General features: G+C 40.2%; 17 protein-coding genes. All 17 read right to left on the bottom strand.

Features of this window, described 5'->3' with window-relative positions:
- Positions 1-42: 42 nt before the first annotated feature.
- Positions 43-261: a hypothetical protein gene (locus tag QQZ12_RS02850; RefSeq protein WP_102991908.1), complete on the bottom strand. Its 219-nt coding sequence runs from the start codon at positions 259-261 to the stop codon at positions 43-45.
- Between the two features lie 6 nt (positions 262-267).
- Complete coding sequence (locus QQZ12_RS02845; RefSeq protein WP_106342021.1) at positions 268-456, bottom strand: hypothetical protein; 189 nt, start codon at positions 454-456, stop codon at positions 268-270.
- Between the two features lie 348 nt (positions 457-804).
- On the bottom strand, positions 805-1,239 hold the full coding sequence (locus QQZ12_RS02840; protein ID WP_106342022.1) for an NUDIX hydrolase: 435 nt from the start codon (positions 1,237-1,239) through the stop codon (positions 805-807).
- Positions 1,240-1,323: 84 nt separating this feature from the next.
- Positions 1,324-1,569 carry an NUDIX hydrolase gene (locus QQZ12_RS17050; RefSeq protein WP_102991906.1) on the bottom strand — a complete coding sequence of 82 codons (246 nt, stop codon included), beginning with the start codon at positions 1,567-1,569 and terminating at the stop codon, positions 1,324-1,326.
- A 236-nt stretch (positions 1,570-1,805) separates the two neighbouring features.
- Entirely contained in the window at positions 1,806-2,207 is a 402-nt protein-coding gene (locus tag QQZ12_RS02830; RefSeq protein WP_102991905.1) for an NUDIX domain-containing protein, read from the bottom strand.
- Positions 2,208-2,260: 53 nt separating this feature from the next.
- Complete coding sequence (gene tmk / locus QQZ12_RS02825; RefSeq protein WP_102991904.1) at positions 2,261-2,866, bottom strand: dTMP kinase; 606 nt, start codon at positions 2,864-2,866, stop codon at positions 2,261-2,263.
- A gap of 12 nt (positions 2,867-2,878) precedes the next feature.
- Entirely contained in the window at positions 2,879-3,757 is an 879-nt protein-coding gene (locus QQZ12_RS02820) for a radical SAM protein (RefSeq protein WP_102991903.1), read from the bottom strand.
- Positions 3,754-3,912, bottom strand: coding sequence for a hypothetical protein (locus tag QQZ12_RS02815; RefSeq protein WP_189318989.1), 159 nt, complete (start codon positions 3,910-3,912; stop codon positions 3,754-3,756). Before QQZ12_RS02815 ends, QQZ12_RS02820 begins: the two co-directional genes overlap by 4 nt.
- Positions 3,909-4,550, bottom strand: coding sequence for a B12-binding domain-containing radical SAM protein (locus QQZ12_RS02810; RefSeq protein WP_189318988.1), 642 nt, complete (start codon positions 4,548-4,550; stop codon positions 3,909-3,911). Before QQZ12_RS02810 ends, QQZ12_RS02815 begins: the two co-directional genes overlap by 4 nt.
- Positions 4,551-4,773: 223 nt before the next feature.
- Entirely contained in the window at positions 4,774-5,211 is a 438-nt protein-coding gene (locus tag QQZ12_RS02805) for a dTMP kinase (protein ID WP_284723932.1), read from the bottom strand.
- 242 nt (positions 5,212-5,453) lie between these two features.
- Positions 5,454-6,182 (bottom strand): DNA glycosylase AlkZ-like family protein, encoded by a 729-nt coding sequence (locus QQZ12_RS02800; RefSeq protein WP_284723931.1) that lies wholly within the window; start codon positions 6,180-6,182, stop codon positions 5,454-5,456.
- A gap of 290 nt (positions 6,183-6,472) precedes the next feature.
- The gene (locus QQZ12_RS02795) at positions 6,473-7,240 is read right to left on the bottom strand and encodes a class I SAM-dependent methyltransferase (RefSeq protein WP_284723930.1); all 768 of its coding nucleotides are present in this window, start codon (positions 7,238-7,240) and stop codon (positions 6,473-6,475) included.
- A 25-nt stretch (positions 7,241-7,265) separates the two neighbouring features.
- Positions 7,266-9,065 carry a DNA primase gene (gene dnaG, locus QQZ12_RS02790; protein WP_284723929.1) on the bottom strand — a complete coding sequence of 600 codons (1,800 nt, stop codon included), beginning with the start codon at positions 9,063-9,065 and terminating at the stop codon, positions 7,266-7,268.
- Positions 9,066-9,125: 60 nt separating this feature from the next.
- Positions 9,126-10,124: a phosphoenolpyruvate carboxykinase (ATP) gene (locus QQZ12_RS02785; protein WP_284723928.1), complete on the bottom strand. Its 999-nt coding sequence runs from the start codon at positions 10,122-10,124 to the stop codon at positions 9,126-9,128.
- Positions 10,117-10,767 carry a tetratricopeptide repeat protein gene (locus QQZ12_RS02780; protein ID WP_284723927.1) on the bottom strand — a complete coding sequence of 217 codons (651 nt, stop codon included), beginning with the start codon at positions 10,765-10,767 and terminating at the stop codon, positions 10,117-10,119. The genes QQZ12_RS02785 and QQZ12_RS02780 overlap by 8 nt, the downstream gene beginning before the upstream one ends.
- Before the next feature lie 3 nt (positions 10,768-10,770).
- The gene (locus tag QQZ12_RS02775; protein WP_284723926.1) at positions 10,771-11,919 is read right to left on the bottom strand and encodes a hypothetical protein; all 1,149 of its coding nucleotides are present in this window, start codon (positions 11,917-11,919) and stop codon (positions 10,771-10,773) included.
- A gap of 114 nt (positions 11,920-12,033) precedes the next feature.
- The gene (locus QQZ12_RS02770) at positions 12,034-12,183 is read right to left on the bottom strand and encodes a hypothetical protein (RefSeq protein WP_284723925.1); all 150 of its coding nucleotides are present in this window, start codon (positions 12,181-12,183) and stop codon (positions 12,034-12,036) included.
- Between the last annotated feature and the right edge of the window lie 140 nt (positions 12,184-12,323).

The following is a 12,323-nucleotide window of genomic DNA, read 5'->3' as shown; positions in this document are numbered from 1 at the left end:
TAAGCCATCAGCAATAATATACCTACCTTGATCTTTTCTTTATTACAAAAAACCTTTTTCTTCCATATCCTCTTTCATATTCATAAACATACGATACATATTCTCTCCCTGCCTACGATCTACACTAGCCAAAAGAAGTGACCACGGAGACTCAGCATAGATATTGTCGTGATCGTCTCTCTGCTTTACCAAAGGCATACTGTAAAAAACATCATTCTTATCGTTCAGTTCTACATCCCATATCCATTTTAACTGCTTCACATAAACTTACCCAACATATCGAAGCATACCATCAAGTACTGCTTCCTTTTCATTTTTCACTAAAGTTTGGGGAGATGAATGCCGATCTAAAATCCATTTTTCCAGTCTAAGTAGTGATTCTGGAGAATAGTCCAATTTTAAGTGACTAAACTCATCAATAAAGTTTTCAACTGCATCCGATTGAAAAAAAGCCATTCCTCAAATTCATCTCTTGAAGAAAAAAACCCCTGTCTTAACATAATCAACACCTACTTATCAGATCTTGAATTAAGCTCCTGTTTTAGAAGCTCACTAGTAGCGGCATCTTCAAGTACCCAGGTTATATCCCAGCCTCTTCTTACGAGACCGGAGGAAGATGTTACAATTGAGAAATCATTTACAGATAAAAAGGGGACGTCCTCTTATAATATTCGCCTAATATTTGAGCATAAGTCGTCTTTCCGATACCAAACATTCCGCCAAAACAAATCATATGAGTCTACCTCTCTTTTTAGAAAAGGAACCCCCAACAGGCTTTCGCTGAGAGTTCCCTTTTCTGATCCCCTACCAACCGTAACTATCAAACCATCTTCCTTCTTTATAGTTGTCGATCGCCCGAAGAATATAAGGAATGATATTTGTAGGAAGTTCATTCAACGGGAAAAACCGTAGATCATCGCATTTGTGGGGCTCCAGATTTTGAATCTCTCCTTCCCAGTTTTTAACGACCGCGAAGAAGTCTACCCGCTCATCACCTGCTTTTCTGTGCATGACCCCAACGATTTCCACGTCATCTTCTTTCAACTGAACTCCGGCTTCCTCTTTTGCTTCCCTAACTGCCGCTTGTTTGACGGTCTCCCCACCATCCAAATGCCCCGCAACTACAGAATAATTCCCATCCTCGTATCCGGTATTGTAGCGGCGGAGCAAGAGGATTTTATTATCTTGTACAAAAAAGAGATGAATCGTTACTGGAGCAGTAAAACGTTTTTTTGGCATATTGCACAACTCCTTTATTAGGAACTTTCAATAGATACCCCTTCAAGAGGATAGGTAATAAGCATAGCTAAGGTGTTTAAAGAATTAGCGATTAACCATTTCAGGCGGAACCGCTTTAAATCCGCGAAGAATCGAGTCTTGCGTTTCGTCGGTAATGAGATAATTCTGAACATCTTTTTCGGAAATCCACTGGTAAGCAGAATGGTCTTCACTCAATTGGATCTTCGCCGAATCATCGGTCAATCGAACCAGATACACGATTTCGACTGTGTGACTGTTTCCGTTCTCTGAGACATAGGAAAAGACTTTGTATGGTTTGACGATTTCCACGTTTACATTGATTTCTTCACGAAATTAGCGTTTCAGTGCTTCTTCCGGGTTTTCACCAAAGTCCACTTTTCCTCCGGGCAGTTCATAAAACCCGGGCAAAAACGCTTCTCGTAAAGACCGCTTTATAATGAGCGTCTTTCCTTGATGATAAAAGAAATCCTGTACAAACGATTTTCTGATACATTTTAGTCCTCTAATTATTACATTTGAATAGATCACCAAGTCATTTCCGAAATCTACTTGACTGATCCTGTCAATAAAAGATCAGCTATTTCTCTTGGTCGAACATCATGATCAGCTAAATCCTCGATCTCCATCCATACAGGTTCAAACGTACCACGTTTTCTATCCGGCTGAGTAAATTCTTTTCCTTGGCCTGTACCAAAAGTACCTCCAGTAATCTCACCGAGGAAATAATATTGCAACCCGCCATTAAATTCTATTATGGCTACCCTTTCTTTTATAGCGATGGTAATACCTAATTCTTCATATGCCTCGCGTATTGTTGCATCTTCTGGCGACTCCCCTTCTTTAATTCCTTCACCAGGGATAACATAAAATGTCATCCCATCACGAACTCTTTTTATTAAAGCGACACGGTTGCCACTAATCAAAATCACTGATCCTCGATCTTTCATTTGAAACTCTCCTCACAAGCAATTAAGCCATTGCTTTTCAAATGCTCGAGAGCTTAGTGCAAAAGATTTTCCGAAGACTCAAGCCCATCCAATACCACAAAATTTTCTTCTTTCGCAATCAGGGAGTAATGCTGGGTGATTTGTTGATGATAAAGAAGAAACGCTTCCTCTTTAGTACGGTCGGGCCAAATATCAACCCCGGCATTGTAGCCAAAGAAAGGCTTGGTTTGAATATGCCGTTGAAGTGCTATATCACTGGGAACCTCGATATAAAAAACACAATCAGGCTTCTTTGCGAATTGGTAACATTGACGAACATATTCGTTCTCAATTCCTCTCACGCTGTCTCTCGTCCATGCTGTGTAAACCCAACGATCCGCCAGAACTACATCCACCTTTTTTAGTGCAGGCTGAATAATCTCTTCATAGCGAAGGGCAAATTCCGCTAAATGTAATAAACAGTAGGTTAGCGGAGTAAAAGAGGAATCGACCTTTTTTTGATTGATAATGCTTTGTAGCGGAGGATAAGAATTCCACTCCGTGAAAAATGTCTGCAATCCTCTTTTTTCAAGCGCATTCTTAACCAGATGAATTAATGTACTCTTACCGCTTCTTCCTGCACCTTCAAAGACAATGAGTTTCGCTTGCTTCTCATCCACATTGGTCCCCCCCTATTCCCAACCTTGCGAATTTTGATTCAACAACACTTTAACTTCAGCAACATGAAGAGAGTGGAGCTCTTTTTTCACTAAACCTAATTGGCTTTCCAAAACTGAAATCCGTTCAAATAGAGGAAGAGTCAACTGTTCAGCTTGATGAAACTCCTTTTCCGATTTTCTCATCCATTCCTGTTCCATAGAAGGAGTCATACCAGATTCAATTGCCTCGATCGTTCCTTCCACCAATTGCAACATCATTTCACCATGATCCTGAATAAACCTCTCTATATCTCTTCTTAGCGCGAGATAAGATTCTTTATACTCATTTTCCTCGCTATTCAAGCCAGGTTGCATCACACGTCCTTCAATTTTCCTCATTCGGTAGTCCATGTGATAAATGTGCTTTAAACTCGGTTTTGCATGTCGAAAATAGCTCATGACCATGTGATAAAGTTGTCCTACTCTCGGGTCTGTAAAGTCGTAGTCCCCTAAGTCATACCAATTTTTACGTTTAATACGTCCCTCCGCCAAAAGTTTCTCTGTAAGGGGTGTGCCGGAATAAGGCTTGAATTTGCCCGTTACATCACGAATGTCGAAGGTCCCGAGCTTCTTCAAAAACTCGATGTTTTCCTTGATCCCTTCTAAAGAAACCTCAGGTTCAAACGGCATCATTCCGATGGATATTTCAGGAATGCCTACTTTCTTGAGAATCCGAACTGCCTCGACATTTTGTTCTGGGGTAATATCTTTTTGATACCGCTTCAAGCTGTCAGCATGACCTGATTCCAGACCAAGAAAAATCTTTTTAAGACCTATTTCTTTTAACGCAAGGAATATGTCTTCCCTTACACAAACAGCACGAACTTGTAACCACAAATTTAAATCATTCATGCCAGCTTCCTTGATTTTTTCGCAGAACGATAAAATCCAATCCCGACTTTTTTACTTGGGTCGATAAACAAATCATCAACAAACTTAAATTTGCGAACTCCGTATTTTTTATAAAGCTGAAGCATCTCCCCGACAACTTGCTCAACTTTTCTCACTCTTCTGGGACGCCAGTTGAAGAACGTAAAGAACATCGAGCATAACAACCACGGCTCGCCAGCATCGAAATCCTACGGTTCTTTTCCAAAAGAATGCCAATTGTATCTCGATGCGGCAGCGGCAAGGTGTCCAGGTCTTCAACAAGAGGGCGGTCTGGATTGACAACAATTTCCCCGAAGCAGTTTCTGAACGTAATGCCTTTTACATCGTCTAATGGCTTTCCGTCTTTTACATATTCGGCAAGTTCAACGACAGTAATTTCGCCTTCTCCACGAACCACGCTATCGATCCCTGGAACATGAGTCAATATCTTATCATGTTCATATGTGGGAAAATGACCTCCAATGGTAATATGTTCCGCGTACCGATTTTTTCTTAATAATCCAACCACTTCGAACGTAGCTGTGATATTATCTTGTGCCGAAGCCGATATGCCAACCATCCAAGGGCGTTTATCAAGTATTTCTTGTACCGTTTGCTCAGGTGTCAACATCAATAAGTGAGCGTCTAATACCCCTGTTTCATACTGCGCTTCCCGTAAAGATGCCGCCAAGTAACCCAATGCCAGATTTTCCGACTGGTAACGAAAATCATTCAACTCATGTTTCGGGCGACACTGAACAAGCAAGATATCCATCTTCATTCCCTCTCCTTTCATATCATAAAGTTTCACATAGATCGAAAATAAACCGTTCCATAAAAGAGAGATGCTGAACCTGATCCATCTTAATGGTATGGACCGTATCTCCGGCATGAATTCTTTCATCCATTAACGAGGCAAACTCCTCCGAAACGCTTCGTAACAAATGGGGATTCTTAATATACTTGTGGTGGGCTCCATCATCAGAGTTTAAACGATTTTAAATAACCTTATTTGACGCATAACACCAAATCGTCGCTTCCGGTCGGGCTAATAAGCCAACCTCTGTATACAAGTCCACTACTGGTTTGATATCCTCGATTATTCCGTTCATTTTAGTCAATGCCCGATGAAACGAAATAATGGAGTCTACATAGCGATCCTGTATAACAACATAACCTCGTTTTAACATTGGCTGTATTTGGGATTGCGTAAGTTGAACAAGATCGGCTAGGTAGTAGTAGGTAGAGGTCAACTCTAGCTTCCATGATCGGACTTCTTCTTTAAAGCGTCTGCCTACAGGCGTGTCCGATAACGCTCCATGAAGGTAAATCACGGGCACTTCCCTATCTGTCAGGGTTTTGACCCAATTTCGAGCAAGCGTTGTTTTTCCGACACCACTCATCCCTTCCAGTACAATCAATCTCCCTTTTTTCATTCAAGAGACCTCCTTGACTAAACCCAAGGAGGAAGTTTCCTCCCAGGGCCTAGCTTTGTTCAAACAAGAAGTTTCTCATTTCACTGATTTTCTTTTCAATATAATACTTTGTTTTCCGTCATTCTCATCCCGTATCTTACATAAATGCTCATAATTGGATTTGGTCATATAGAAGGTTTTATCACTTGATTGGATGGTCACGTTAACCAATTTCTCGGCATAATGCTCAATTGCTTCCCGAATTACCGTTCTCCCAAGACCCGACCACCAAGCAATGTGACGGGACCGAACGTATCAATATGATGAAAAACAAGCCTTCTTCGTGCTTCCTCTATAGAAAGATCATTAAGGCGATGCTTGGGATAGAGTGTTGGAGCATGTCCATATAAGCGTTGCTCTTTTCCCCAATGGGGCGACTCATTAATATAACAAAGCTCTCCGCTCTCCCATAACTCTTTTATTGCAATCGAGATGGCCTGAGAGTATTCATCAGTCAATACTCCAAGTTTAAATTTACTCAACGATTGAATATCACTTGCAGATAAGGGATTTTCTTTAACAAGCTCGACAATAATTGATTTGATTTCTTCCTTTTTCCTGTCATCGATTTGAATCTTTTTATACTTTGTATTACAGTCAGCAATCTGAAAAGAAAGTGTCGCACGATGGGCTATTGGTGAGAATAAAGGTGATAAGATGTGCAAGGTTCGTCTCATACATCGCAGCTTGATAAGATCTCCGTCTTTGTAAAGAGGCTCCCATAGCATATTAGAGTTAAAATTATTTACACGCACTGCAAGGGAGACAAAGGGTGTTGGCAATCTCGCTGCATGAAGTCCAAGCAAATCATTAGCTACTTCAATCACGCTGTTGCTTTGATATCCTGGAACTACATGATGTTTTTTAAGTAAGTAGTTCATCACTTGGTTAGGAGCAAATTGGTCGTTTGTCTTTTCAATTAGACTTGTCATTGTTATACACCGCCGATTAAATAGATTGACTTAGACTGTGTCTAATAAGAAACCAAACTAATTACTTGTATAAACTGTTTTGATTCCCTTGTGAATTATAAGCAAATTTTTATTACACCCAACCAAGTTAACAAATTCGAACTACTTAAATTCTCCAAATCCAATAAACAAATCCTGATACAGAAATAATTAGTAAGAAGATCGATAGCCAAAACATCTAGTACCTCCTGTACTTCTTCTAAGTCCTGAGTCCATTACTTGAATCACTGTCTTTTTGGTTCAGTATTTTATTAGAAAGTTTTTTGTTGTACTTTCCTGCAAACATAAACCATCCATTTACTTTGCGGTTGAATAGCATTGTTATTCCAACCTGAAAAAACATTTATAGGCTCAAGTCCAGTTAAACGTAATAATCTCACCATCTCTTGCGGGTATGTATAGCGCAAATCAATATGTGAGATGTGTTCTTCAACTTGTCCATCTGTATCCTTATAGCGACGAACAACCTTATGATGCTGGACCTGTGTCAATGTGTTATACTCCTCCTGATGGAAAAGATCATATTCTCTACCTTCATGATCACGAAGGGTCTTTTTGTACGAAAGCGTAGACGGACTAAGCAATTCCTTCGCGCAAGGAAAACGCGAGTCAAAAATAAAGATTCCATCGGATGTAAGGGCATTGGTGACAGAGCGAAGTAGTTGTTCTTGACTCTCATTGGTTAGAAAGTGTTGAAAAGCGGAGTCAATCAATAATACAAGTGGAAATGTTTCGTCTAAATCTAATTGAGTACAATCTTGATGTATGAAATTAATACTCACCCCCTTCTCTTTGGCCTTCTCTTTAGCACGGGTCAACATCCCCTCATTGATATCCACGCCTGTGACCTTAAATCCTTGCTCGGCAAGTGGGATGGTAATACGGCCAGTTCCGCAAGCAAGGTCAAGAATGGGGCCTTGTTTAACCTCGGCCCATTCCTGAATAAAAGAAAATTCAGGTACTCGATTGTTCTCCAAATCATATAAAAGAGGATTCGAATATTCTTCTTGATTGTTCATCCTTAGTACACCCCATCTATTTTACTCATTTGAGTTTGGCTTTTAGTTTCATGATTTCCACAGAGATTTGCGCTGCTTGAATCGGATCACTCTCAGCTAATGTTTTAATCTGTTGTTCTTTTTCCATAATTTGTTCCAGAATCGGAACCGTTTTGATGTTTTTCAAATGATCGTTTAACTCTGTTTCAGAAGGATGGTCTGGTAGCTCAATCATTTGAAGCTCACTGGCTTTTGACTTTAACGAATCATCAGGCAAGGATTGAATAAACCGACTCACATCCTCTGGATATCCTTGCTCATAATATGCATAAATGTAGGCAGCAAGCGCGGTATATATCTCTGTATGAAACTCGGCTCCAATCTTCTCCTTCGCCCACTCAGTAACTTTTCCACTGCGCATCATATGCGCGATCAAATGCCTTTCAGACATCTCGGTTACAGAGTGCTTACTAGAGCGAGTCTTTGCCTCAATCCCTTGACCTTTTTTGTATGATTTTTGTTTCCTCTCTTGCTGACGCCGCTTCTTTTTTCTCTCTCTTCGACACTCTTCTTTCAATGCTTCCAGGGATAGGCCAAACTCATTAGAAAGCTTTTGTAAATAATGCTCCTGCTCAATCGGTTTGGGTAAATCGGCAATAACACCTACCGCTTGAGACAAGTATTTCATCCTTGCATCTTCGTCTTTTAGATTAAAGTTGCGCTTTAAACTCTCTAGGGTAAAAGCAACAGAAGGTAAAGCGCCCGCAATGATTTCCTCTTTAAACAAGTCTCCACCATGACGGCGAATATAATCATCAGGGTCCAGTCCAATTGGCATCTGGGCGATCTTTACAGTACAATCCTGTTCTCGTAGGATTTCAAGACCCTTTACTGATGCTGATTGACCCGCGTTGTCTGAGTCATAACATAGAACGACATTTTGCGTATTACGCTTGATTAGCGAAGCTTGATGATCTGTAAGCGCAGTGCCCAAGGTAGCAACGACTGTTTTGATTCCTGCTTGCCAAGCCGAGATCACATCAATGGACCCTTCAAATAAGACCACTTGTTGTTCTTTACGAATGGGAGAACGTGCCCGATGCAAATTGAATAGATGAAGTCTCTTTTGAAATAGGCGAGTCTCTGGGCTATTTAAGTATTTCGGGCCATCCCCATCAATGAGTCGTCCACCAAAACCGATGATCCGTCCTTGAGCGTCATGGATCGGGATCATTAACCGATGACGAAAGCGGTCAAAAGCACGTCCAGTCTCTTCTTTAATAGAGATAAGCCCAGCTTTCTCTAGAATCTCTTCGGTAAATCCTCTCTTCTTCATAAACGGCAGCAGGAATTGAAACGAGTCAGGAGCATAGCCGATCTGAAACTCATAAACCGTTTCTTTCATAATGTTGCGTTTCTCTAGATAACGCCGTCCTACTTCGCCGAAGGGGGTGTTCATTAATACGTGATGATATAGTTTAGCAGCAAGATCAAGCGAGTCTCTTATCTGCTGCAACTCGGCATCTTTTACTTCTTCGGAAACCTCTAAGTCAGGAAGGGGGAGATTTACCTGGTCCGCGAGGTGTTTGACCGCTTCAATAAAGGTTAACTGCTCGATATCCATAATGAACTTAATCGCATCGCCGCCTGCCCCACATCCGAAGCAATAGTAAATTTGTTTATCGGGCGAAACAGAAAATGAAGGTGTTTTTTCTGAATGAAACGGACATAAACCAAAATAATTACGCCCACTTTTCTTTAGTTGCACATAAGGGCTTACCACATCCACCAAATCAATAAATGTACGTAGCTGATCTAATATCTCATCAGTAATTTTTCCATTCATTGCAATCACTGCTTTCTGGTTGGTATCAAGAGGATATGGCTAATTTTCTAGTTTGTTATTTTATTTTCCTTTGATAAATGCTTGAATGCAATCAACGGTATGTATTAAGTTTTTTCCGTTTAACAACTTCATAGTTGGCAATCGATCAAAGAGAGCAGCTGTATGTTGAATAGCTCTCTGAATAAAATGAGCTTCATTTTCCTGCTTCAATACAGTAAGATCACGTTGAACGAGACTCAAGATTTCTTCTTTGCTTATTGATTGAAGTTTACTTGGTCCATCTATTCGTTCTAGATAAAAGCAACCAACTAGTTCTGCCGACCGTTTTAGTAAATTGGGATAAAACTCCCATAAAGGAACAAGCGCCTTTGTGTGAGGAGAGCCAGTCATTTGAAACTCGGGGTACATTCTTAATTCATCTGAACGAATAAACGTAATCCATGGTTCACCCCAAATTGTGTTATCTCGAACACTTAAATGGCGAATAACAAGATCATCTGATAAATAGTGAAAACCTCTTCTCAAACAATGTAGAGCTATCGTTGATTTCCCTGCACCTCTTGGTCCTAAAAGAAGGATTGCTTTGTTGTTGAAGCTGATCGCTGAGGCATGAAATGCGCAGATGTCCATCCGTCGATAAACGAGATACATCAACAATCGTCTCATAAAATGACGAACAAACCAGTATTCATTTTCGAGATCATCGTAGGAGATAAATATCGTGATCTTACTGGTATCCCCTTCGCAAATTCCAATGGTTGAACCATAGATTTGAATGTACTTGTTTTCAAGAAAATATTCTGCTTTGGGTTTCGTTCTTTTGTCACCTGCTGGTTTATCGTGGACAAACATATAGATCATTATTGGATGTACTGTCACTATATCTGGACCATGATCACCAAGGAAATAACATAAAAATTCTTCAATACCATCGGAATTAGAAAAAACGTGAACAGGCAAACCATAGAAAGAGTAACGGCCCTCATGAGTGATAGGATAATAGAGTTCATTTCCTTCTGGTAAAGTAAAGGAAAACTCATCTTTTTGAACCTCAATCATGGCAGTCCCTCTCTTGTATATATTCTTCAAAGATATGTCGGTTGTTGATCGCAATGGGATTATTGGGATCAAGCTTGATTGCTTGACTAATCGCGGTCAAAGCCCCATTAATATCTTCTTCTTCAAAATAAAGTGTAGCCAATTCAATCCATGCTTCTTTGCATTCCATGTCAATGGTTATTGCTTTTTGAATATGACACTTTGCTAATTCTGTTTCTCCAAGTTCATGATAAGCTCGTCCTAATTGAAACAAATACAACGGATGCTTGGATTGATAAGACTCTCCTTGAAGCAGCAGATGTTTTGCCTTTTCAGGCTCCCCAAGGTGATCAAGATAAATCATCGCTGAATCAACAAAACCCTCTATCCGTTCAGGAAACTTCATACGCAACTCGGTTAATGTTTCAAGTGAGCTTGTTAAATCCCCCATCATATACTGTGCATTGGCAAGTCCAATCAACAATTCTGGATTAGGTACACCCATTTTTTTTGCAGATTGATAAAGGGAAATCGCATCTTCATAACGTGTTAAGTGGCATAGATAATTAGCATGTTCGATTTGATAAATAGGAAAATCGGGTTCTAGTTCTCGTGCTTGTTTGACCCATTCAATCGCTTCTTCTACATTATTTTCTGCAACCAAGAGTTATGAGAAGTTGTAGCAAAACGTAGCTTGCTCCATTCTAATATGATCGTGATCTAAAAAAGGCTCTAATATTTTTTTTGCTTGGTTTAAATAGTCCTTGGCCCTCTCTGCTTGGTGTAGTTGAAAGTAGGCAAAGGCTTTTGCGTTTAGACAGAATGCGTAGACAAAAGCAACTTTGATGTTTTGGATCTCATCTTCTAGAAGGTGTGGTGTCTGACAGAGGTGGAGTAACGCTTGTCTGGGGTTTTTGTTGACTCGTAACTCATTCATTGCAAGATTATAGCCAGCATTGGCTATTTTTACATGATCATTTAACGCACAAGCTACTTCGAATTGCTGACCAGCCGTTTCACTTGCTTCTTTTCCTTTATAATGAGTCACTTCACAGAGGTATTTTGTGTGTAACAACCTATAGAAGATGTGAGATTGGGTTTGATTGAGTTTCTTGGCCAGTTCAATTCCTTCAACAGCATATTGAAATGCTTCTTTGTAGTAGCCACCATTTGCATATTCAAAAGATGCTTTAGAAAGAATAGACAACAATTCCTGAGATTCTTGTTTATTACGTGCTTCCTGAATAAGAGCAGATAAGTTTTTTCTCCTCTCCAATCCAGTTAAAGGTTGACCATTAACCTTTTGATGGAAGGTAGAGAGCTGTTCTAGTCCAGAATTCGACTCAACAGTTAACAATTTACCTTTAACCAATGGCCCTTCACAAGTGAGCTTAAAAGGACACGGTTTAAGATAAATCAACATTACATAACAGGGCTCCATTCGCAACAGTGCCTCAATAAAACGAATGGATAGATCGTCTAAGTAATTTGCACCCGTTATCACAAGAAGGAATGTTTTATTTTGCTCCCTAAGCAAACGATGGACAAAATAAGCCCCGTCTATCACAACATTTATTAAATAATCTTTAGGGTAAAAACGAAACGGGCGCTCCCACTTTGTTTTTTCCATCATGGATGGTTTAATCTCATCTCTAGTACCAACCCATAAGTCCCGAAGCATTGGGGCATGCTCATTTTCTAAAGGCGATTGGTAACGCTTACTTAGGCATTCAACTAGAGTACGAGCGACAAACCCTTGTGATGGAAAGGGACATTCGACTTCTACTTGGATTAGATGATCTGACTCATAAATCATGAGCGTTCTCTCCTTGAAAGATTCGACCCCTAGGTAGTGGACTCAGCTATATAAGGGGTCGAATCATGAAATTACTTATGAGGGAACTACTATTGGGGTCACTTTCTTCTTCCCTCATCTCTCTGGAGCATCATCGCCCGCGCCATACCACATAACAATTGGTTTCTGAGGAGACATCAGCTTAATTGATATCTTTTTAAGTTGTCTTAGCTTCTTCTTCTCGTTATCCGATTTTTTAATCGGTTGAGCAATCGCAGCACTCATATTCTCACCTCCCCTATAGCATAATCAAGGGATCTTGATCATAATTGAGTTGTGAAAGGAGGATCTAGGTTGTTGTAGAACGCCCCACCCGAAGTTCCAGGGTCAACGGACAAGGCGTTAGGAATAGTGTTTTCATTTAA

Source organism: Laceyella tengchongensis (assembly GCF_900182735.1).
GTDB lineage: Bacteria > Bacillota > Bacilli > Thermoactinomycetales > Thermoactinomycetaceae > Laceyella > Laceyella tengchongensis.
The sequence above is the reverse complement of the archived record's forward strand: the minus strand, read 5'-3'. Positions and strand labels throughout refer to the sequence as shown.

Excerpts from the sequence above, each read along its gene's own strand:
- QQZ12_RS02770 (WP_284723925.1), bottom strand. The coding sequence starts at position 12,183 with ATGAGTGCTGCGATTGCTCAACCGATTAAAAAATCGGATAACGAGAAG.
- QQZ12_RS02810 (WP_189318988.1), bottom strand. The coding sequence starts at position 4,550 with ATGGATATCTTGCTTGTTCAGTGTCGCCCGAAACATGAGTTGAATGAT.
- QQZ12_RS02800 (WP_284723931.1), bottom strand. The coding sequence starts at position 6,182 with ATGACAAGTCTAATTGAAAAGACAAACGACCAATTTGCTCCTAACCAA.
- QQZ12_RS02775 (WP_284723926.1), bottom strand. The coding sequence starts at position 11,919 with ATGATTTATGAGTCAGATCATCTAATCCAAGTAGAAGTCGAATGTCCC.
- dnaG (WP_284723929.1), bottom strand. The coding sequence starts at position 9,065 with ATGAATGGAAAAATTACTGATGAGATATTAGATCAGCTACGTACATTT.
- QQZ12_RS02805 (WP_284723932.1), bottom strand. The coding sequence starts at position 5,211 with ATGAAAAAAGGGAGATTGATTGTACTGGAAGGGATGAGTGGTGTCGGA.
- QQZ12_RS02830 (WP_102991905.1), bottom strand. The coding sequence starts at position 2,207 with ATGAAAGATCGAGGATCAGTGATTTTGATTAGTGGCAACCGTGTCGCT.
- QQZ12_RS02820 (WP_102991903.1), bottom strand. The coding sequence starts at position 3,757 with ATGAATGATTTAAATTTGTGGTTACAAGTTCGTGCTGTTTGTGTAAGG.
- QQZ12_RS02840 (WP_106342022.1), bottom strand. The coding sequence starts at position 1,239 with ATGCCAAAAAAACGTTTTACTGCTCCAGTAACGATTCATCTCTTTTTT.
- QQZ12_RS02845 (WP_106342021.1), bottom strand. The coding sequence starts at position 456 with ATGGCTTTTTTTCAATCGGATGCAGTTGAAAACTTTATTGATGAGTTT.
- QQZ12_RS02785 (WP_284723928.1), bottom strand. The coding sequence starts at position 10,124 with ATGATTGAGGTTCAAAAAGATGAGTTTTCCTTTACTTTACCAGAAGGA.
- QQZ12_RS02795 (WP_284723930.1), bottom strand. The coding sequence starts at position 7,240 with ATGAACAATCAAGAAGAATATTCGAATCCTCTTTTATATGATTTGGAG.